Source organism: Pseudomonas sp. EZ-C24 (assembly GCF_014525325.1).
GTDB lineage: Bacteria > Pseudomonadota > Gammaproteobacteria > Pseudomonadales > Pseudomonadaceae > Aquipseudomonas > Aquipseudomonas shirazensis.
The window spans coordinates 26,079-47,550 of record NZ_JACDIU010000002.1 but is presented as its reverse complement, the minus strand read 5'-3'; the positions used below and the strand labels follow the sequence as shown (position 1 = coordinate 47,550).

At 63.6% G+C, this 21,472-nt stretch carries 18 protein-coding genes; 13 read left to right on the top strand and 5 right to left on the bottom strand.

Going from position 1 to position 21,472, the window contains the following annotated elements; genetic code table 11:
- Positions 1-207: 207 nt before the first annotated feature.
- From IDM28_RS00415 to IDM28_RS00390, 6 genes are all read left to right on the top strand, one after another.
- Positions 208-1,563 carry a M16 family metallopeptidase gene (locus IDM28_RS00415; RefSeq protein WP_101315449.1) on the top strand — a complete coding sequence of 452 codons (1,356 nt, stop codon included), beginning with the start codon at positions 208-210 and terminating at the stop codon, positions 1,561-1,563.
- Positions 1,556-3,070: a M16 family metallopeptidase gene (locus IDM28_RS00410; RefSeq protein WP_150570386.1), complete on the top strand. Its 1,515-nt coding sequence runs from the start codon at positions 1,556-1,558 to the stop codon at positions 3,068-3,070. Before IDM28_RS00415 ends, IDM28_RS00410 begins: the two co-directional genes overlap by 8 nt.
- A complete protein-coding gene (gene rsmD / locus IDM28_RS00405; protein WP_101315445.1) occupies positions 3,070-3,672 on the top strand; it encodes a 16S rRNA (guanine(966)-N(2))-methyltransferase RsmD in 603 nt (200 codons plus the stop codon). The genes IDM28_RS00410 and rsmD overlap by 1 nt, the downstream gene beginning before the upstream one ends.
- A 95-nt stretch (positions 3,673-3,767) precedes the next feature.
- Complete coding sequence (locus tag IDM28_RS00400) at positions 3,768-5,090, top strand: M16 family metallopeptidase (protein ID WP_150573335.1); 1,323 nt, start codon at positions 3,768-3,770, stop codon at positions 5,088-5,090.
- Positions 5,083-6,450: a M16 family metallopeptidase gene (locus tag IDM28_RS00395; RefSeq protein ID WP_188035145.1), complete on the top strand. Its 1,368-nt coding sequence runs from the start codon at positions 5,083-5,085 to the stop codon at positions 6,448-6,450. The genes IDM28_RS00400 and IDM28_RS00395 overlap by 8 nt, the downstream gene beginning before the upstream one ends.
- A gap of 61 nt (positions 6,451-6,511) precedes the next feature.
- A complete protein-coding gene (locus IDM28_RS00390) occupies positions 6,512-7,504 on the top strand; it encodes a hydrolase (protein ID WP_188035144.1) in 993 nt (330 codons plus the stop codon).
- Between the two features lie 12 nt (positions 7,505-7,516).
- On the opposite strand, the gene IDM28_RS00385 is transcribed toward IDM28_RS00390, so the two are convergent.
- Positions 7,517-8,371, bottom strand: coding sequence for a sulfurtransferase (locus IDM28_RS00385; RefSeq protein ID WP_188035143.1), 855 nt, complete (start codon positions 8,369-8,371; stop codon positions 7,517-7,519).
- Between the two features lie 31 nt (positions 8,372-8,402).
- Positions 8,403-9,068, bottom strand: a complete 666-nt coding sequence (locus IDM28_RS00380; RefSeq protein ID WP_101315435.1) for a TetR/AcrR family transcriptional regulator — start codon at positions 9,066-9,068, stop codon at positions 8,403-8,405.
- A gap of 146 nt (positions 9,069-9,214) precedes the next feature.
- On the opposite strand from IDM28_RS00380, the gene IDM28_RS00375 reads away from it, so the two are divergent.
- The 4 genes from IDM28_RS00375 (at position 9,215) to ggt (ending at position 13,295) form a co-directional block, all read left to right on the top strand.
- The gene (locus IDM28_RS00375) at positions 9,215-10,645 is read left to right on the top strand and encodes a coniferyl aldehyde dehydrogenase (protein ID WP_188035142.1); all 1,431 of its coding nucleotides are present in this window, start codon (positions 9,215-9,217) and stop codon (positions 10,643-10,645) included.
- Positions 10,646-10,771: 126 nt separating this feature from the next.
- Positions 10,772-11,251 carry a pantetheine-phosphate adenylyltransferase gene (gene coaD, locus IDM28_RS00370; protein ID WP_101315431.1) on the top strand — a complete coding sequence of 160 codons (480 nt, stop codon included), beginning with the start codon at positions 10,772-10,774 and terminating at the stop codon, positions 11,249-11,251.
- Between the two features lie 110 nt (positions 11,252-11,361).
- Entirely contained in the window at positions 11,362-11,613 is a 252-nt protein-coding gene (locus IDM28_RS00365; RefSeq protein ID WP_101315429.1) for a YfhL family 4Fe-4S dicluster ferredoxin, read from the top strand.
- Positions 11,613-13,295, top strand: a complete 1,683-nt coding sequence (ggt, locus tag IDM28_RS00360) for a gamma-glutamyltransferase (protein ID WP_410524645.1) — start codon at positions 11,613-11,615, stop codon at positions 13,293-13,295. The genes IDM28_RS00365 and ggt overlap by 1 nt, the downstream gene beginning before the upstream one ends.
- Positions 13,296-13,301: 6 nt before the next feature.
- Here ggt and mutM read toward each other — a convergent pair whose 3' ends face one another.
- Together mutM and IDM28_RS00350 are read right to left on the bottom strand one after the other, a co-directional pair.
- Positions 13,302-14,114 (bottom strand): bifunctional DNA-formamidopyrimidine glycosylase/DNA-(apurinic or apyrimidinic site) lyase, encoded by an 813-nt coding sequence (mutM, locus tag IDM28_RS00355; RefSeq protein ID WP_101315427.1) that lies wholly within the window; start codon positions 14,112-14,114, stop codon positions 13,302-13,304.
- Between the two features lie 3 nt (positions 14,115-14,117).
- Positions 14,118-14,936, bottom strand: coding sequence for an HDOD domain-containing protein (locus tag IDM28_RS00350; protein ID WP_178080808.1), 819 nt, complete (start codon positions 14,934-14,936; stop codon positions 14,118-14,120).
- Between the two features lie 252 nt (positions 14,937-15,188).
- Between IDM28_RS00350 and IDM28_RS00345 the strand changes: the two genes are divergently transcribed.
- On the top strand, positions 15,189-16,385 hold the full coding sequence (locus IDM28_RS00345; RefSeq protein ID WP_103435664.1) for a class I SAM-dependent rRNA methyltransferase: 1,197 nt from the start codon (positions 15,189-15,191) through the stop codon (positions 16,383-16,385).
- Between the two features lie 54 nt (positions 16,386-16,439).
- Here IDM28_RS00345 and mgtE read toward each other — a convergent pair whose 3' ends face one another.
- The gene (gene mgtE / locus IDM28_RS00340; RefSeq protein ID WP_150570392.1) at positions 16,440-17,495 is read right to left on the bottom strand and encodes a magnesium transporter; all 1,056 of its coding nucleotides are present in this window, start codon (positions 17,493-17,495) and stop codon (positions 16,440-16,442) included.
- A gap of 491 nt (positions 17,496-17,986) precedes the next feature.
- On the opposite strand from mgtE, the gene ilvD reads away from it, so the two are divergent.
- Both ilvD and IDM28_RS00330 read left to right on the top strand, forming a co-directional pair.
- Positions 17,987-19,828, top strand: a complete 1,842-nt coding sequence (gene ilvD / locus IDM28_RS00335) for a dihydroxy-acid dehydratase (RefSeq protein ID WP_188035141.1) — start codon at positions 17,987-17,989, stop codon at positions 19,826-19,828.
- A gap of 247 nt (positions 19,829-20,075) precedes the next feature.
- Positions 20,076-21,467, top strand: a complete 1,392-nt coding sequence (locus IDM28_RS00330; protein ID WP_101315415.1) for an L-cystine transporter — start codon at positions 20,076-20,078, stop codon at positions 21,465-21,467.
- Positions 21,468-21,472: the final 5 nt, after the last annotated feature.

The following is a 21,472-nucleotide window of genomic DNA, read 5'->3' as shown; positions in this document are numbered from 1 at the left end:
TGAGCCATTAGTGGCGCATCTGGAATTCTCTATCACGCAGAACAGACTATCTTGAATCCGGCTGGTTCATGCGCAACGTTTTGTCGTAGGGTCCTGCGGGCCAGAACGGCGACAGGCATGGTCGCCAGGCAACCGGATCAGTATCCTAGCACCTCCTGGCCTGCTGACGCTAAACCGAAGCGGGCCGCCGTACAGGTTAATCATCGTATGAATGCTCTAGCCCGCCGCGCTGCTGGCCTGCTGCTCAGCACGCTCTGCCTGCCCCTGGCAGCACTTGCCGCCGATCCGCAACCGACCCACGAATTCATCCTCGACAACGGCCTCAAAGTGGTCGTGCGCGAGGACCACCGCGCCCCCGTGGTGGTCTCGCAGATCTGGTACAAGGTCGGCTCCAGCTACGAGACCCCGGGCCAGACTGGGTTGTCCCATGCGCTCGAGCACATGATGTTCAAAGGCAGCGCCAAACTCGGCCCGGGCGAAGCTTCGCGGATCCTGCGCGACCTCGGCGCTGAAGAAAACGCCTTTACCAGCGACGACTACACCGCTTATTACCAAGTGCTGGCGCGCGATCGCCTGCCGGTCGCGTTCGAGCTCGAAGCCGACCGCCTGGCCAGCCTGCGCCTGCCGGCCGACGAATTCAGCCGTGAAATCGAAGTGATCAAGGAAGAACGGCGCCTGCGCACCGACGATCAGCCCAACGCCAAGGCATTCGAGCTGTTCAGCGCCATGGCCTACCCCGCCAGCGGCTACCACACGCCAACCATCGGCTGGATGGCGGACCTGGAGCGGATGAAAGTCGAGGAGCTGCGCCACTGGTACGAGTCCTGGTACGCGCCGAACAACGCCACCCTGGTGGTGGTCGGCGACGTTACCGTCGATGAAGTCAAAGGCCTTGCGCAGAAGTACTTCGGCGCCATCCCGAAACGCGCCGTGCCGCCGTCCAAGCTGCCGCTGGAGCTGGCCGAGCCCGGCCTGCGCCAGTTGACCCTGCACGTGCGTACGCAGTTGCCGAGCCTGATCTACGGCTTCAACGTGCCAGGCCTGGCCACCGCCAAGGAGCCACGCACCGTGCATGCCCTGCGGCTGATCTCGGCGCTGCTCGACGGCGGCTACAGCGCGCGCATGCCAGCACGCCTGGAGCGCGGCCAGGAGCTGGTCGCCGGCGCGTCGTCCGGTTACGACGCGTTTACTCGCGGCGACAGCCTGTTCCTGATCTCGGCCACGCCGAATGTGCAAAAGCACAAGACCCTGGCTGATGTCGAAAAAGGCATCTGGCAGCTGCTCGACGAACTCAAGACCACTCCGCCAACCGCCGAAGAGCTCGAGCGTGTACGCGCCCAGGTCATCGCCGGGCTGGTGTATGACCGTGACTCGATCAGCAGCCAGGCCACCACCATCGGCCAGCTGGAAACCGTCGGCCTGTCCTGGAAGCTGATCGACAGCGAACTGGACGAGCTCAAGCAAGTGACCCCGCAGGACATCCAGGACGCCGCCCGCACCTATTTCACCCGCGAACGCCTGAGCGTTGCCCATGTACTGCCCGAGGAGTCCGCTCATGAGTGATCGCCGCCTTCCACGCTACGCCCTGATCGGTCTCGGCGCGGTTGCCCTGGCAGTCGCCGGCACCATTATGCTGACCCGCCCGGCGCAGTCCGATGCCGCTACCGCAACCACTACCGATGCCAAGCCTGCCAGCAGTGCCGCAAGACCAGCCAATACCCTGCAGTCGCTGGCCGAACTGGACGGCAAGGCGCCGAGCCGGCGTGAACTGAACATCCAGAGCTGGAACACCGCCGAAGGCGCCCGCGTACTGTTCGTTGAAGCCCGCGAACTGCCGATGTTCGACCTGCGCGTGACCTTTGCCGCCGGCAGCAGCCAGGACGGTAACGTCGCTGGCTTGGCCACGCTGACCAACGCCATGCTCAACGAAGGCGTTGCCGGCAAGGACGTCACTGCAATCGCTGAAGGCTTCGAAGGCCTGGGCGCCGACTTTGGCAATGGTTCCTACCGCGACATGGCGGTAGCGACCCTGCGCAGCCTCAGCGCCAGCGACAAGCGCGAGCCGGCCCTGAAGCTGTTTGCCGAAGTGGTCGGCAAGCCGACCTTCCCCGCCGACGCGCTCAAACGCATCCAGAACCAGCTGCTGGCCGGTTTTGAGTACGAGAAGCAGAACCCGGCCAAGATCGGCGGCAAGGCGCTGTTCGCCAACTTGTATGGCGATCACCCATATGCCCAGCCGAGTGACGGCACTGCGCAGAGCATCCCGGCGATCACTCTGGAGCAACTGCGCGCGTTCCACGCCAAGGCCTATACCTCGAAAAATGCCGTGATCGCGCTGGTTGGCGACCTCAGCCGCAGTGATGCCGAAGCGATTGCTGCGCAGGTTTCCGCCGCGCTGCCGCAAGGCCCAGCGCTGGCCAAACCGGCCGAGCCGAGCGAACCGAAAGCGGGCCTGACCCACATCGACTTCCCGTCCAAGCAGACCCACCTGATGCTTGCCGAGCTGGGTATCGACCGCCAGGACAAGGACTGGCCAGCACTGTCGCTGGGTAACCAGATCCTTGGTGGCGGTGCCTTTGGCACGCGGCTGATGAGCGAGGTGCGCGAGAAGCGCGGCCTGACCTACGGCGTGTACTCTGTGTTCAGCCCGATGCAGGTCCGCGGCCCGTTCATGATCAACCTGCAGACCCGCGCCGAACTCAGCGAAGGGACACTCAAGCTGGTTCAGGATATCCTTGCCGACTACCTCAAGAGCGGCCCGACCCAGCAAGAGCTGGACGATGCCAAGCGCGAACTGGCCGGCAGCTTCCCGTTGTCCAATGCCAGCAACGCCAGCATCGTTGGCCAGCTGGGCGCAATCGGCTTCTACAACCTGCCTCTGACCTGGCTCGAAGACTTCATGCAGCAGTCGCAGAGCCTCACCGTCGAGCAGGTCAAGGCCGCCATGAACAAGCACCTGGCAGCGGACAAACTGGTGATCGTCACGGTCGGCCCGAAAGTCGCGCAGCAACCGCTGCCGCCGCCTACTGACAAACCCGCCGAGCAGCCGCTTGGCGTACCGGAGCATTAATGGCCAAGCCATCCACCCCCGCTCGCGCCAAGCCCGGCGTGAGCCAAGGCCAGGGTCACCTGCGCATCATCGCTGGCGAGTGGCGCAGCCGCCGCCTGCCGGTGCCGGACGGCCCGGGCCTGCGGCCTACCCCTGATCGCGTGCGCGAAACCGTGTTCAACTGGCTCGCGCCCTACATCGAAGGCGCGCAGGTGCTCGACGCCTTCACTGGCAGCGGTGCGCTGGTGCTCGAAGCCCTGTCGCGCGGCGCCGAAAATGCCGTGGCGCTGGACAACAACGGCGCCGCGGTCAGCAACCTCAAGGACAACCTCGAGCTGCTGCGCTGCGCCCGCGGGCAGATCCTCCAGACCGACGCCCTGCGTTATCTGGATGGCGAAGCGAAAAAGCAGTTCGACGTGGTTTTTCTCGATCCGCCGTTCAATCAGGACCTGCTGGCCAACACCTGCAGCCTGCTCGAAGAACGCCAGTGGCTGCGCGAGCGGGCCTGGATCTACACCGAAAGCGAAGTAGCGCCGTCTTCGCTGCAGATGCCTGCCAGTTGGCGCCTGCACCGTGAGAAGAAGACCGGCCAGGTGCATTACGCACTGTGGCAACGCGGCTGACGCCCGCAGCCCACCTGCGTAATTAATTAACGCAGGTGGGTCACCCGCTTGATTGAAGCTGCTTCGTTCTAACGTCGAACAGGAGCGCTCCAATCATGACCTCGTCCGCAACCCCTTTGTCAGCCAGCCAGACGGTGCTCACGCAGCCGCCGCTGCAAAGCTTCAAACTCGACAACGGCCTGCAGGTCTATCTGCGCCAGGACCACCGCGCCCCGCTGGTCAGTGCGCAACTGTGGTACCACGTCGGCTCAAGCTATGAGCCGGCCGGCCAATCCGGCCTGTCGCATCTGCTCGAACACCTGATGTTCGAAGGCAGCAGCAAACTGGCATCGGGGCAGTACTCCAAACTGCTTACCCTGCTGGGCGGCGACCCCAACGCCTTCACCTCCGAAGATGCTACGTGCTTCCCGGTAACGCTGCCTGTCAGCCGCCTGGAGATCGTACTGGAAGCAATGGCCGATGCCATGGGCACTGCGCGCTTCGAGCAGTCGACCTTCGAGCGCGAGGTGCAGGTCGTGCTGGCAGAGCGACGCCTGCAGACCGACCAGAGCCCACTGACCATCGCCCTGGAGCGGGACAGGCTCCTGGCCCACGGCAGCAGCCCGTATGCGACCCCGATCATCGGCCATCAGGCCGATGTTGAAAGCCTCACCGCTCAAGCCGCGCGCCGTTGGTACCAGAACTGGTATCAGCCCGCCAACGCGACACTGGTGGTCGTGGGCGATATCGATCTGGCGCGCCTGCGCCGGTATGTCGAGCGCCATTTTGCCGCTGTGGCCCGCGCTCAAGTGCCATTCAATAGGCGCCCAACAGGGCCGACTGCGTTGCAATCGCGCAGCCAAACCGTGGCCTTGGCACAGATGCGCGAGGGTTTGATCATGAACTTCAACGTTCCCAGCCAGGCAACCGCAGTCGATGAGCATGAGAGCTGCGCACTACGCCTGATCCCGGAACTGATGATGAATGGCGTCAGCTCGCGGCTGTATCGGCAACTTGTCAATCGCAGGCAGTTGATCCAGGCGATGCGCGCCGAGTACCGGCACCTGATGCGTGGCGACAGCCTGATGTCGTTTTTCATGTTCAGCAACCCCCAGCAAGGCACCCCGCAGCAAGCCGGCGAAGTGGTGTTGGACGAGCTGCAGGTGCTGGCCCAGACAGCGCCCAGCGAAGCGGAGCTTGAGCGCGCCAAGGCACGCTTGCTGGCCAATCTGGTGTTCGGCCGAGACATGATCAGCCAGCAGGCCGACGCCATTGGGCGATATGCCGCAATCGGCGTCGACCCTGCGTTTCTCGACCGTGAGCAGCACGCCATCGAGCAGGTCAGCGCAGACGCTGTGCGCCACGCAGCCCTCAGCTACCTGACCCGGGATCGACTGAGCATTACCTACATGATGCCCCAGGAGCAAACCCATGACTGATTCGACAAGCATTGCACCCACCGCCGTTACCGCCAACCTGTCCTCAGCCGAAGGCATCGACCTGAGCCAGTTCGAACAGGTTCGCACTGAGGTACAGGCCTGGCAGACCAGCCATGGCACCCAGGTACGGTTCGTCGAGGCGCGCCAATTGCCGATGATTGACCTGATCGTTCTGTTCAATGCCGGCACCAGCGTGGATGCCGAACACAGCGGGCTGGCAGCCTTGACGATGTATATGCTCGATGAAGGCACCGAGCGCTTGAACGCCGAGCAGTTTGCCGAACAGACAGAGCGATTGGGCGCGATCCTCAGCACGCAGATCCGCTTGGAGCATGCCTCGTTGTCGCTGCGCTGTCTGAGCAGCGAAGTGGTGTTGGCGCAGGCCATGGCGCTGTTTACCGAGATGCTTGCACGGCCCGCCTTCGACGAACAGCAACTGGTCAAGGTCAAGCAGCAACTACGGGCATTCCAGAGCTCTCGCTACAACGCTGCGCCAACCCGCGCCCAGAGTGAACTGTTCAGCCGCTTGTATGCCGGGCACCCGTATGCCGCCCCATTGGGTAGCACTGAGCAGGGCATTCAGGCCCTGACCGCCCAGGATTTGCGTGATTTCCATCAGCGCGCTTACTCGGCCAACAACCTGCAGGTGTCGATCGTCGGCGATCTGTCGCGGGCGCAAGCCGAGGCGCTGGTCGAGCAGCTCGCCGAGGCTCTGCCGCAAGGCTGGGCCGCTGCCGAGCTGCCGCCGGTTCCGCCCACCAGCGCCGCCAGCGCACATGTGCCAACGCCTGCTGCAAACAACACCCTCCTGCTTGCGGTACCCATGAGCGGGCGGCCGTCGCAGGCAGACTATCCGGCGCTGGTTCTGGCAGCCGATGTCCTCGGCTCAGGATTCGACTCACGCCTGATGCAGGAGCTGCGGCAACGCCGCGGATTGACTTATCACATCAGTTGCCGGCCATCCCCGCTCAAGGCCGGCGGCGTGCTCGCCATCGGCTGGGACTGCGCCGCGCAATACCGCGAGGCGAGCCGCGAACTGGTCGCGGGCATGCTCGAAGCGCTGGTAAATGAGGGGCCCACCAACGCCGAACTGGAGCTAAGCCGTCGGCAGCTGTCTGGCCAGTTGGTACGCTCGGTGGCAACCAACAGCGGGCTGGTGGAGCTGTTGAGCAAAGGCAGCCATCAGGGCCTGCCCGCCGATCATCTGGTCACCTACCAGGCGCAGTTGAGCGCAGTCAGCGCACGCAGCGCACGCCACGCACTGCAGGAGCACCTCGACCTGAGTCGCATGGTGACCGTCAGCCTGGGCTCGGACCAACCGCAGCAGCCCTTGCCGCCGCTGCCACACAGCGCCCGATAGCACAGGTACAGCGGCGCCGTTTCATGGCACTCTAGGCAGGCACATCACGAGCCGCCCCAGCATGCCCAGCCACACTGCCCAGTTCCGCCCGGCCACCGGCCTGACCAACCCTCACCTGCAAACCTTGTGGGGCCCGCTCTGGCGCAGATTGCCCGAGCTGGCCCGCAGTCGCGAGCGGCTCTGGCTGACCGATGGCGACTTCATCGACCTCGACTGGTACGGGCCGCATCAGCTCGACACGCCGTTAGTGGTGGTCCTGCATGGCCTCACCGGCTCGTCCAGCTCGCCCTACGTCAAGGGTTTGCAGCATGCCTTGCAGGCGCTCGGCTGGGCCAGTGTTGCGGTCAACTGGCGTGGCTGTTCGGGTGAGCCGAATCTGCTTGCGCGCAGCTATCACTCCGGCGCCAGCGAAGACCTTGCCGAAATCATCCAGCACCTGCGTGCGCAGCGGCCGCTGGCGCCGTTGTATGCGGTCGGTTACTCACTGGGCGGCAACGTGCTACTCAAGTACCTGGGTGAAAGCGGCGCCGCCAGTCAGTTGCAGGCAGCGGTCGCGGTATCGGTGCCGTTTCGCCTGGATCAATGCGCCGACCGCATCGGGCTGGGTTTTTCGAAAATCTATCAAGCGCACTTCATGCGCGAGATGCTGGCCTACGTGCAACACAAGCAGCAGTACTTTCGCGCCACCGGCCAGCAGCAGGGGCTGGAGCAGATCGAGCAGTTAGGCGCGCTGGGCAAAATGCGCACGTTCTGGGATTTCGACGACAAGGTCACCGCGCCGCTGCACGGCTTTGCCGATGCGCACGATTACTATCGGCGAGCATCCAGCCGCTATTACCTGGGCGAGAACCGCACACCGACCCTGATCATTCACGCCAGCGACGACCCGTTCGTGTTCACCCGTAGCCTGCCGACGCCTGAAGAGCTGCCGGCGCAGACCGAATTCGAACTGCATGCCCGCGGCGGGCATGTAGGCTTTGTCGAAGGCAGCCTGCGCAAGCCGGGGTATTACCTTGAGCGGCGCATTCCGCAGTGGCTGGCCGAGCGCGGTTAAGCGCTGACGGCCTCAGTCGCCAGTGGCCACGCCGCGCTGCGGGTCGTTGATCCACTCACTCCAGGAACCTGCATACAAGCGGCCCAACGGATAGCCGGCCAGCGCCAGGGCAAACAGGTTGTGACACGCCGTCACCCCCGAGCCGCAGTAGGCAATCAGCTGCTCTGGCGCGCGCCCGGCCAACTGCTCGGCAAAGCGCTGCTTGAGCTGTTCGACCGGCAGAAAACGGCCATCGGCGCCTAGGTTGTCGGTGAATGCCGCGCATCTGGCTCCGGGAATGTGCCCCGCCACCGCATCGATCGGCTCCACCTCACCACGAAAACGCGGCAAGCCGCGGGCGTCGAGCAAGGTCAGCTCAGGTTTGTCCAGCTCGGCCAGCAACTGCTCGGCATCGATCAATAGCTGCGTATCGGCCTCACCGCTGAAGCCGCCCTCGCGCTTGGGTGGCGAATCCAGGCTCAGCGGCAGTTGCGCGGCATGCCAGGCCTTGAGCCCGCCATTGAGTATCGCCACACCGTCGCGCTTGCCCAGCCACACCAGCAGCCACCAGGCGCGTGCGGCGAAGGCGCCAGGGCCGTCGTCATACAGCACCACCTCGCTGTCGTTGTCCACTCCCCACTCGCGCAGCCGCTCGATCAGCCTTTGCGGGTCCGGCAACGGATGCCGGCCGGTGTGCCCCCTGACCACCTTGCCACTCAGGTCGCGCTCAAGATCGGCAAAGTGCGCGCCGGCGATATGCCCTTCGGCATAGCTGCGCTGGCCGTAATCGACGTCCTCCAGAGCAAAACGACAGTCCAGAATCACCAGCCGAGGCGAGTCCAGACGCTCGGCCAACTGCTGTGGGGTGATCAACTGCGCGAGGGGCATGGCAATCTCCTGATCGAATGGCAGCAAGGCGTCAGTGCGCCAGGGCCTGGTTGAGAGGTATGTGAAATTCATCGCACAAGGCGTCGACGGCAGCGCGCGCATCGGCCGTAACGAAGCCCAGCTCCAGCACCAGCACTTGATAGACGCCGCGCTTGAAAGCTTCTTCACCCAGATGCGCCGAATGTTCGCGGGTGGTGCTGAGAAAGCGCACCCACGAAGTCAGCACGATCCAGGCATTGATGGTCAGCGACTCGATCTGCGCCGGCGCCATGGCGAGGATGCCTGCATCGACAAAGCCGCGGTAGATCGCCTGGCCCTGCACCAGGCAGCGCTGGGAAAAGCGCCGATAGCGGGCCGCCAGCTCCAGATCGCTCTCAAGCAGGTGCTCCAGGTCGCGATGCAGAAAGCGGTAATTCCACATCGCCGCGAGCAGTGCCTTGAGATAGAAGCGTTTGTCTTCGACGGTCGCCGCGCGGCCCTGGGGCGGGCGCAGAAAGCTGTCGACCAGCTCTTCGTACTGACTGAACAGCACGGCGATGATCGCCTGCTTGTTGGGGAAGTGGTAGTACAGGTTGCCGGGCGACATTTCCATGTGCGCTGCGATGTGGTTGGTGCTGACGCTGCGCTCGCCCTGCTGGTTGAACAGCTCCAGGCTGTTTTGCACGATGCGCTCACGGGTATTGATGCGTGGGGCCATGCTCAGCTCCAGGTTACGGGCAGTTCGATACCGCATCTTACGGTCAATCCAGCCACGGTTGCACGATTGCAGGCTGCTGACGGGTCGAAATCCTGATCGAATTAGAGTACAAGCTCTAGCACCTGTCCGGCCTCGCGGAGCCTGTGATGTCTTCAACCCTGAGCGCGCCTCCTGTGCATTCCGACCTCGACCTGCAAGCGACGTTCGCCCTGCAGCGACAGGCGTTCGCCGCCAACCCGTCGCCACCTGCCGCGCAGCGCCGGCAATGGCTGAAAAGCCTGCGTGAAGCGCTGCTGGCAGACCAACAGCGCTTGATCGAGGCGATCGATGCCGACTTTGCCGGGCGTAGCGCTGATGAAACCCTGCTGGCCGAGCTGCTGCCCACGGTGCAAGGCCTGCGCGATGCCGAGCGCCAACTGCAGCGCTGGATGCGGCCCTCGCGACGCAAGGTCGGTCTGGCCTTTCAACCGGCCAGCGCGCGGGTGGAGTACCAGCCTTTGGGTGTGATCGGCATTATCGTGCCGTGGAACTACCCGCTGTTTCTGGCCATTGGCCCGTTGACCGGAGCGCTGGCGGCGGGCAACCGGGTCATGCTCAAACTCAGTGAGGCCACCCCGGCCAGCGGAATCGCCCTGCAAGCGCTGCTGGCGCGGGTGTTTCCCGAGGACTTGGTCAGCGTGGTGCTGGGGGAGGTCGAGGTCGGCCAGGCATTTGCCCGCCTGCCGTTCGACCACCTGTTGTTCACCGGTGCCACCAGCATCGGCCGGCGGGTGATGCTGGCGGCGGCCAACAACCTGACTCCGGTAACGCTGGAGCTGGGCGGCAAGTCGCCGGTCATAGTTTCGTCCGACGCGGCCCTGGCCGGTGCCGCCGAGCGCATCGCCTTTGGCAAACTGCTCAATGCCGGCCAGACCTGCGTCGCGCCCGACTATGTACTGGTACCGCGTGATCGTGTCGGCGCGTTTGCCGACGCCTACCGACAGGCCGTGCGCCGCCTGTACCCGAGCATCGCCGGCAACCGCGACTACAGCGCGATCATCAACCCGCAGCAACTGCAGCGGCTCGTGCACTTGCTCGCGGATGCCAGCGACAAAGGTGCTCAGGTGCTTGACCTGTATCCGCATGAAAGCCGCGAAGGTCGCCGCCTGCCGCCGCATCTGCTGCTGGATGTGAGCGATGACATGCAGATCATGCAGGACGAAATCTTCGGCCCACTGCTGCCGCTGGTGCCGTATGACAAGCTCGACGATGCGCTCGCCTACATCAATCAGCGGCCGCGGCCTTTGGCTTTGTATTACTTCGGCCAGGACCGCGCGCAGCAGCGGTTGCTACTGCAGCACAGCCACTCGGGCGGGGTGTGCATCAACGACACCCTGCTGCATGTTGCCCAGGATGACCTGCCCTTTGGCGGCGTCGGGCCTTCGGGCATGGGCCGCTATCACGGTCACGACGGCTTCCTGACCTTCAGCAACGCCAGGGCAGTACTGAGCAAGCAGCGGCTCAACCTGGCCCGGCTGATCTATCCGCCTTACGGCAAAGCACTGCAACGACTGGTCTACAAGCTGTTCATTCGCTGACTCGCGCGCGCATGACAAGCCCTGCCCGGACTGTCTATAGTGCCTTGGTCAGGCCGTGCGACTTGGCCGGGCGCAGTCGCTGCGCTACCATCCGACTCCCCAACGCACTCCAGCCAGGATGACGCGATGAACCGAGTGTTGTACCCGGGTACTTTCGACCCGATTACCAAGGGCCATGGCGACCTGGTCGAGCGCGCTTCGCGTCTGTTCGATCATGTGATCATCGCCGTGGCGGCCAGCCCCAAGAAAAACCCACTGTTCCCGCTGGAACAACGGGTCGCTCTGGCGCGTGAAGTCACCAGCCACTTGCCCAATGTCGAGGTCATCGGCTTCTCCAGCCTGCTGGCGCATTTCGCCAAGGAGCAGAACGCCAATGTGTTCCTGCGCGGCCTGCGTGCGGTGTCGGACTTCGAGTACGAGTTCCAGCTGGCGAACATGAACCGGCAACTGGCGCCCGACGTCGAAAGCCTGTTCCTGACGCCTTCGGAACGTTACTCGTTCATCTCCTCGACCCTGGTCAGGGAGATCGCCGCGCTGGGCGGAGACATCACCAAGTTCGTTCATCCAGCAGTGGCCGAGGCCCTCACCGAACGCTTCAAGAAGTGATCTGCAGCGCCTGAACGTCGCGCCCGCGTGCACTGCGGGCGCGATTGCGGCACAATTGCGGCCATTAGGTCTGAAACATGCCCGGGCCCAGAGCCCCGGCCGGAGCCCCCATGTCCCTGATCATCACCGACGATTGCATCAACTGCGACGTCTGCGAACCCGAGTGCCCGAACGCTGCCATCTCCCAAGGTGAAGAGATCTACGTGATCGATCCGAACCTGTGCACCCAGTGCGTTGGCCATTATGACGAGCCGCAGTGCCAGCAGGTCTGCCCGGTCGACTGCATCCCGCTGGATGAAGCGCACCCGGAAACCACCGACGAGCTGATGGCCAAATATCAGCGGATTACCGGCAAAGCCTAGTGATCAGCCTGCGCGGTTTGCGCCGGGCGGCGCTTGGTGCGGTTGTCACACTGCTGGCGACGGCCGCCCAGGCCCAGGTGCCTGGCCGCGCTGCGATTGCTAGTCCACACGCCGACGCGACCGCTGCCGCCCGCTTGATTCTCGAACAGGGCGGCAATGCCTTCGATGCCGCGATTGCCGTCAGCGCTGCGCTGGCCGTGGTCGAGCCTTACGGTTCCGGGCTGGGCGGTGGTGGCTTCTTCCTGCTGCGTGAAGCCGGCGAGACGCCACGCTACCGTTTTCTCGATGCCCGCGAGCGTGCGCCCGGCGCAGCAACCGCTGACATGTACCTGAAAGATGGCAAGCTCAGCCCGAGCCTGTCGATCAACGGTCCATTGGCCGCTGCCATCCCTGGCCTGCCGCAAGCCCTGGCTGATCTGGCCAACACCCATGGCAAACTGCCGCTCAAGGACAGCCTGGCGCCGGCCATTCGCCTCGCCAATGAAGGTTTTGCCGTTGACCGGGTCTATCGCGACCGGGCGCAGATGCGTCTTGCAGCGTTGCGTGAGGATGCGCAGAGCGCGCGGCTGTTCCTGCGTGACAATCAGGTGCCGGCACTGGGCACACTGATCCGCCAGCCCGAACTGGCAGCTACCCTGCAACAGCTTGCCGCGCACGGCCGCGATGGTTTCTATCGCGGCCAGTTGGCGCAGCGGCTGGTGGCCGGTGTACGCCAGGCGGGCGGTATCTGGAGCCTCGACGACCTGGCCAGCTATCGCAGCGTCTGGCGCGAGCCTTTGCGCTTCAAGCTGGCCGACCAGCGCGAGCTGATCAGCAGCCCACCGCCCTCGGCCGGCGGTGTTGCTCTGGCGCAAACCCTGGCGATGCTCCAACGCCTGCCGTGGCAGAGCGCCGAGCCGGTCCAGCGCAGCCACTATGTACTCGAAGTATTGCGCCGTGCCTACCGCGACCGCGGCCTGCTGGGTGATCCCGATTACGTCAGCAACCCAATCAACAAGCTCCTGGCACGCAGTTACCTGACCGGTCTGGCCGACGGTATCGACGTCTATCAAGCCACCCCAAGCAGTGCCCTGCCGCCCGCGCCGGCCTGGCGCGAAGGCGATCACACCACGCATTTTGCAGTGATCGATGCCGAGGGCAATGCCCTCGCTGCGACGCTTTCGGTCAACCTGCCGTTTGGTGCGGCGTTCACCGTAGCCGGTACCGGCGTCGTGCTGAACAACGAAATGGACGACTTTGCCGCCGACCCAGGTGGCAGCAACAGCTACGGCCTGGCCGGCAGCCAGGCCAACGCCGTGGCGGCGGGCAAGCGGCCGCTGTCGAGCATGAGCCCAAGCTTTATCGAGAGCCCGACCCAGTTCGCCAGCTTTGGCACGCCGGGCGGCAGCCGCATTCCGAGCATGGTGCTGTTGTCGATGATGGGCTTTCTACAGGGCCAACCGGTGCAGGATTGGCCGGCAACTGCGCGCTATCACCATCAATACCTGCCGGATGTAGTCGAGCACGAGCCGGGGGCGTTCAGTGCTGCCGAGCAAGCCCAGCTGGAAGCGCGCGGCTATCGCCTCAAGGATCTTGGTCGCAGCTATGGCAACCAGCAGGTGCTGTACTGGAACAAGCAGGCTGGCAGCGTTGAGGCTGCCAGCGACCCGCGCGGGGTTGGCCAGGCACTGGTGCTGCCCTGAGCGGCGTCAGCGCTGGCAGCGCGGGCAATACACACTGGCCCGCTGGCCCAGCTTGAGTTCGCGCAGGTCAGTGCCACATACCTTGCAGGGCATGCCGCCGCGACCATAGACAAACAGCTCCTGCTGGAAATAGCCCGGCTGGCCATCGCCGCCAACAAAGTCGCGCAAGGTGGTGCCGCCACGCTCGATGGCCGCTGCCAGCACCCGTTTGATCTCCAGCGCCAGCTTCAGATAACGCCCACGGGAAATACCGCCCGCCTCACGGCGCGGATCGATGCCAGCGGCGAACAGCGCTTCGGTGGCGTAGATGTTACCCACTCCGACCACGATCGCGTTGTCCATGATGAACGGCTTGACCGCCATCACCCGCCCACGTGACAGCTTGAACAGGCGGTCGCCGTCAAACAGCTCGGTCAGTGGCTCCGGCCCCAGCCGCAGCAGCAGTTCATGCTTGAGCGGATCAAGCGACCAGAGCATCGCACCAAAGCGGCGCGGGTCGGTGTAGCGCAGCGCCAGCCCGGACTCGAGTTCGATATCGACGTGTTCATGGCGGGACGCCGGCAAACCCAGTTCGACCAGCCTGAGATTGCCCGACATGCCCAGATGGCTGATCAGCGTGCCGACCTCGGCGTTGATCAACAGGTATTTGGCCCGCCGCTCGACGCTGACGATACGCTGCCCGGACAACCGCACATCGAGGTCATCCGGGATCGGCCAGCGCAGACGCCGCTCGCGCACCACCACGCGACTGACGCGCTGGCCCTCAAGATACGGCGCAATGCCCCGGCGGGTGGTTTCGACTTCTGGCAATTCAGGCATCGGTCAGCGCCCGCCCAATTCGCGAATGGTCTGTTTGAGGTTCTCGAAGTCGTAGTCGGACAGGCCGATGTAATCGAGCACCAGCGCGCTGATCGCGTTCCACTCATGATCGACCGACTGATTGCCCAGCACCTGATACGACGAGCAGATGTGCTCGGCCATCTTCAGCACTGCCAAGAGGTTCTTCAGCTGGTTCTGGGTATTGCGCGAGGTTTCGTCGCGGAACACCGCCAGGGCGTTGTGGTGGTTGGCGATGGCCGCGCTGATGTGCTCGGGCAGGCGCCAGGACTTGGCGGTGAAGTAACCCACCACCGAGTGATTGGTGTTGAACGCGCGATTCTCGGTATCGACCACGCGGGTCTGCTCATCGGCTTTCGCGTAGCTCTCTTCGAGCACTTCCATATAGTTGGGGAAGCGCTTGAGCATCAACGGCACGCCGCAATCGTGGAACAGGCCCAGCGTATAGGCTTCGTCCGCTGCCTGAATGCCGACCCGCTTGGCCAGGGTCAGGCAGGTCATCGCAACGTCCTGGGCGGTGTCCCAGAAGCGGTTGAGGGTAACGATGGTCTCATCGCTCATCTCGCCCTTGATCGACTGCGCGTTGATCAGGTTGATGATCGAGCGGCTGCCGAGCAGGTTGACCGCACGCTGGATCGAGCCAATCTTGTTGCTCAGGCCAAAATGCGGCGAATTGACCAGTTTGAGCAAGGCCCCCGACAGCCCCGGATCCTGCGCGATCAGCTTGGCGATGGTTTCCAGATCGGGGTCGGGCATGTACTGCTCGAACTGCAGGTCGACCATGATCTGCGGCTGCGGCGGAATGGTGATGCCCTGCAAGGCGTGCTGGATCTGTTCGGCGGTGAGTTCCTGGGACATACGTACATACTCGATAAGGTCAGCCGATTCTAACCCCGGCGCCCCCCAACGCACCAACCACTGCATCATTGCAGCACGACCCAAGATTGCTACCCCAGGTGTCAGCCACCCTTGCAGCTCCCGCAGCGCTTCGTCATCCACCGCACCGACGGGCCTGGCAACAGGCTATAATCCCGCTCTTTTTTCCGGAGCGACGTCATGTCCCTGCCCAGCCTACGCCTCAAAGCCAATGCCGATCGCCGCCTGCGCGCCGGCCATCTGTGGGTCTACAGCAACGAAATCGATGTTGCCGCGACGCCACTGCAAGGCCTGCAAGCCGGCCAGCAGGCTGTGCTCGAGGCCGCCAACGGCAAACCGCTGGGCATCGTCGCGCTGAGCCCGAACAACCTGATCTGCGCGCGCCTGCTGTCGCGTGACATCAAGCTGCAGCTGGACAAATCGCTGCTGGTGCACAGACTCAACGTAGCCCTGTCGCTGCGTGAGCGCCTGTTCGACAAGCCCTGCTACCGCCTGGTCTACGGCGATTCCGACCTGCTGCCAGGGCTGGTCGTCGACCGTTTCTTCGACATCCTCGTAGTGCAACTGGCCTCGGCGACCATGGAGCAGCACAAGGACGACGTGATCGCCGCCCTGGTGCAGGTGCTCAAGCCGAGCGGCATCCTGTTCAAGAACGACTCCGCCGCGCGCGATGCCGAAGGCCTGCAGCGTTATGTCGAAACCGTTTACGGTGAAGTGCCGGACTGGGTCGCCCTGGAAGAGAACGGCGTCAAGTTCGAAGCCCCGGTGCGTGAAGGGCAGAAGACCGGCTGGTTCTACGATCACCGCATGAACCGTGCCCGCCTGGCGCCGTATGCCAAAGGCAAGCGCGTACTCGACCTGTTCAGCTACATCGGTGGCTGGGGCGTGCAGGCCGGCGTGTTCGGTGCCAGCGAAGTGTTCTGCGTGGATGCCTCAAGCTTTGCTCTGGACGGTGTCGAGCGCAACGCAGCACTCAATGGCATCGGCGACAAGCTGACCTGCATAGAAGGTGACGTGTTCGAAGCACTGCGCGAGCTGAAGGCCGCTGAAGAGCGCTTCGACGTGATCATCGCCGACCCACCCGCCTTCATCAAACGCAAGAAAGACCTGAAAAACGGCGAAGGCGCCTACCGTCGCCTGAACGAGCAAGCCATGCGCCTGCTCAACAAGGACGGCATTCTGGTCAGCGCTTCGTGCTCGATGCACTTGCCCGAAGACGACCTCAATAACATCCTGCTGACCAGCGCCCGGCACCTCGACCGCAACCTGCAGTTGCTCGAGCGCGGCGGTCAGGGCCCTGATCACCCGGTGCACCCGGCGATCCCTGAAACCCGCTACATCAAGAGCATCACTTGCCGCTTGCTGCCCAACAGCTAAGCCGCTGGCCTGAGCGCGATGACAGCGACGCCTGGTCGCTGTCATCGCTGCTGCTCAGATATCCAGCACCTGCGAAGCAATGCCGAAGTAGATCAACACCCCCACTGCATCAGCCACCGACGTCACCAATGGCCCACTCGCCGTGGCTGGATCAAGGTTGATCCGGCTGAGCAGAAACGGCAGGCTCATGCCGATCAGGCTGCCAATCAAGACGATCACCAGCATGCTGCTGGCGACGATAAAGGCGATGTCCGCACCGCCGCGCAACATCCCCAGCGAAGCTACCGCCACTGCCATGGTCGCACCCAGCGCCAGGGCCACGCCGCACTCGCGGCCAAGCATCCGCAGCCAGTCCGCCATGACCACTTCGCCCGTCGCCAGGCCTCGTACCATCAGGGTTGCCGACTGCGCACCGGCATTGCCTCCGCTGTCGACCAGCAATGGCAGGAAGAACACCAGGGCGATATGCGCAGCGATGGTTTCCTCGAACGCGGCGATGCCCGCGCCCGAGAACAGGTTGCCGAACACCAGCAACACCAGCCACAGCACGCGCTTGCGGTACAGCAGCCCCAGCGTGGCGTCGCGCAGGTTGCCGACGTGATTGGCGATCAACGCGCCCTTGTGGAAGTCTTCGGTGGCTTCTTCCACCACCACATCCAACGCTTCGTCACAGGTCACCAGACCGACCAAGCGACCGTCGTCGTCGAGCACTGGCACCGCCAGCAGGTCATGCAGGCGAATCAACCGCGCCACCTCTTCCTGCAAGGTGTGCACGCTGACGCTGATGATATTGCGCACCATGACCTGTTCAATCGCCGCCTCGGGTGCTGCCAGGATCAGCTCGCGCAGCGACACGGTGCCGAGCAGGTTGCGCTGCTCATCGAGCACATAGGACTGATAGATGGTTTCGGCATCAGCCGCCTCGCGGCGCAGCATGTCGATCGCCTGACTGGCGCTCAAGCCACTCTCCAGGCTTGAGTACTGGCTGATCATCAGCGCACCGGCGGTGCCGGCAGGATGGAGCTGCGACCGCAGCAGGTGGTCACGTCGAGCCTGGGCGTCGCGGCGCTGCTTGGCTTGCGCGTCTACATAATCGGGGGAGTAGTGCATGTGTTGTCTCCAGGCGCCGACGCGGGCGCCTGCAGCCCTCACCCTCTCAGGTGCAAGCCTTCGGCAGCCCTGGCGCCAGCGCGCTCAGTGCCAGAATGCAGGTTCGTGATGAACTGAAAACTGGGAAGGTCCATTGAGGGTGTATCTCGTCGAGCCGCACATGCGGCGCGGCGATAATAGGCAGCTGGCGAGGGCACGTCAGCCAGCAATTGCCCGTTCGAGCGCATTTAGGAAAGCTCCTACGACAGTTCGGCCAATGCCTAGCCAATATCCACCCGGCACATCGGCCTCCCTTCACGGCCGCAGCGGTGTAGAATCGGCCTATTCATCGCCAGTCATCCCCGGCGGGTTTATGAGCTCTGGTCGAGCTTGCGGCGATCCCGTAGTGTTTTCGACCTCATCCGTGCCAGTGGCAACCGGCCTGCGGTGCAAAGGACAAGAGAAGCTCACTTCCCTTTTTTCTGACCTGATTCAGCCGCCAGGAGTGCTTCATGCCTGATTATCGTTCCAAGACTTCCACCCACGGCCGCAACATGGCCGGTGCCCGTGCCCTGTGGCGCGCAACCGGGATGAAGGACGAAGACTTCAAGAAACCGATCATCGCCATCGCCAACTCGTTCACCCAGTTCGTCCCGGGGCATGTGCACCTCAAGGATCTGGGCCAACTGGTCGCCCGCGAGATTGAGCGCGTCGGTGGCGTGGCCAAAGAGTTCAACACCATTGCGGTCGACGATGGCATCGCCATGGGCCACGACGGCATGCTCTATTCGCTGCCCAGCCGCGAGATCATCGCCGACTCGGTCGAGTACATGGTCAACGCCCACTGCGCCGACGCCATCGTGTGCATCTCCAACTGCGACAAGATCACCCCTGGCATGCTCATGGCTGCACTGCGCCTGAACATCCCGGTGATCTTCGTCTCCGGCGGGCCGATGGAAGCCGGCAAGACCAAACTCGCCAGCCACGGCCTGGACCTGGTCGACGCCATGGTCATCGCCGCCGACTCTACCGCCAGCGATGAAAAAGTCGCCGAGTACGAGCGCAGCGCCTGCCCGACCTGTGGCTCGTGCTCCGGCATGTTCACCGCCAACTCGATGAACTGCCTGACCGAAGCACTCGGCCTGGCCCTGCCTGGCAACGGTTCGACCCTGGCCACCCACTCCGACCGTGAGCAGCTGTTCCTCACTGCCGGCCGTACCATCGTCGAGCTGTGCAAACGCTACTACGGCGACAACGACGCCTCGGTGCTGCCGCGCAACATCGCCAACTTCAAGGCGTTCGAAAACGCCATGATGCTCGACATCGCCATGGGCGGCTCGACCAACACCATCCTGCACCTGCTCGCTGCAGCCCAGGAAGGTGAGGTCCAGTTCGACCTGCGTGATATCGACCGGCTGTCGCGCAAGGTGCCGCAGCTGTGCAAGGTTGCGCCGAACATTCAGAAGTACCACATGGAAGACGTCCACCGCGCCGGCGGCATCTTCAGCATCCTCGGCTCGCTGGCCCGTGGCGGCCTGCTGCACACCGACCTGCCGACCGTGCACAGCCCGAGCATGGAAGAAGCCATCGCCAAATGGGATATCACCCAGACCGACGATGAAGCTGTGCACACCTTCTTCAAGGCCGGCCCTGGTGGCATCCCGACGCAGACCGCGTTCAGCCAATCGACCCGTTGGGAAACCCTCGACAACGACCGTGAAAACGGCTGCATCCGCAGCTTCGAGCACGCCTATTCGCAAGAAGGCGGCCTCGCCGTGCTGTACGGCAACATTGCCCTTGATGGCTGCGTGGTGAAAACTGCCGGTGTTGACGAATCGATCCACGTGTTCGAAGGCAACGCGAAGATCTTCGAGAGCCAGGACAGCGCCGTGCGCGGCATTCTGGCCGATGAAGTACAGGCCGGCGACATCGTGATCATCCGTTACGAAGGCCCGAAAGGCGGCCCGGGCATGCAAGAGATGCTCTACCCGACCTCGTATCTGAAGTCCAAAGGCCTGGGCAAGGCCTGCGCCCTGCTCACCGATGGCCGCTTCTCTGGCGGTACCTCGGGTCTGTCGATCGGCCACGCTTCGCCTGAAGCCGCTGCCGGTGGCGCGATTGGCCTGGTGCGCGATGGCGACAAGGTGTTGATCGACATCCCCAACCGCTCGATCAACCTGTTGGTCAGCGATGAGGAGCTGGCCACCCGCCGCGCCGAGCAGGACAAGAAGGGCTGGAAGCCGGTGGAAGTGCGTCCGCGCAAAGTCACCACGGCGCTGAAGGCTTACGCGCTGCTGGCAACCAGTGCCGACAAAGGCGCTGTGCGCGACAAGGCGTTGCTCGACGGGCTGTAAGGCTTTTCGGCAAAAACAGACCGGCGCCTGGTGCGCCGGTTTTTTTTCGCCTGTAGTCAGCCTGCCCGCTCAGACAGCGCTCATCAGGTGAAACGGTTTGTTTATTGCGACGTCGAAGACGTTGTTATTCCATACCGACCTAAGCACATTCCATTCAGATATAAATTCGTTTGTTTTCAAGCTGTTAGCATTTGAGTTCGCAATCGCGCCCAGACGCGACGCCCCCTTTTTCGATCCCGGAGCTGTAATGAACCTGCCGTTGTCACTTAATCTGCTGGCGTTTCTGGCCCTGCTGCTGGGCCTGGCGCAAACCCGCCGCACCGATTGGAGCCTGGCCAAGAAGGTCCTGCTCGGGTTGGTCATGGGCGTAGGGTTCGGCCTGGCCTTGCACACTGTTTACGGCGCAGGGCATCCGGTGCTCAAGGCCACCATCGGTTGGCTCGATCTGGTCGGTAACGGCTATGTCGGGCTGTTGCAGATGATCGTCATGCCGCTGATCTTTGCCTCGATCCTCAGCGCAGTAGCGCGCCTGCACAATGCTTCGGCGCTGGGCCGGATCAGTGTGCTGAGCATCGGCACATTGCTGCTGACCACTGCCATCGCTGCCTTGATTGGCGTATTGCTGACCAACCTGTTCGGCCTCAGCGCCGAGGGCCTGGTCGCGGGCATCCCCGAAGCGGCGCGGCTGCAGGCGATCCAGAGCGACTATGCCGGCAAGGTCGCCGATCTGAATATCCCGCAGCTGCTGCTGTCATTCGTGCCGAGCAACCCGGTTGCCGATCTGGCCAAGGCCAAGCCGACCTCGATCATCAGCGTGGTGATCTTCGCCGTGTTCGTTGGCCTGGCGGCACTGCAACTGATCAAGGATGACCGCGAAAAAGGTGAACGCGCGCTGTCGGCCATCGACACCCTGCAAGCCTGGGTCATGCGCCTGGTGCGCCTGGTGATGAAGCTGACCCCGTACGGCGTGCTAGCGTTGATGACCAAGGTGGTCGCCAGCTCGAACATCGAAGACATCCTAAAACTGGGCAGCTTCGTGCTGGTGTCGTACCTCGGCCTGGGCCTGATGTTCGTGGTACATGGCCTGATCCTAGCCGCCACCGGAGTCAGCCCGCTGCGCTTCCTGCGCAAGGTCTGGCCGGTGCTGACTTTCGCCTTCACCAGCCGCTCCAGTGCGGCGAGCATTCCGCTCAATATCGAAGCGCAGACCCGGCGCCTGGGCGTGCCGCAGTCGATCGCCAGCTTCAGCGCATCGTTTGGCGCAACCATCGGCCAGAATGGCTGCGCCGGCCTCTATCCGGCCATGTTGGCGGTGATGGTGGCGCCAGCGGTGGGTATCGATACCTTCGATCCGCTGTGGATTGCCACCTTGATCGCGATTGTCACCTTGAGCTCGGCGGGTGTCGCAGGTGTGGGTGGCGGCGCGACCTTCGCCGCGTTGATCGTGCTGCCGGCGATGGGCCTGCCGGTCGAGCTGGTGGCGCTGTTGATCTCGGTCGAGCCGCTGATCGACATGGGCCGCACCGCGTTGAACGTGAATGGCTCGATGACCGCAGGCGTGGTCACCAGCCAGTTGCTCAAGAGTACCGACAAGGCCGTGCTGGACGATGACCAGCACGCCGAGCTGAGCCACACCTGAAACGC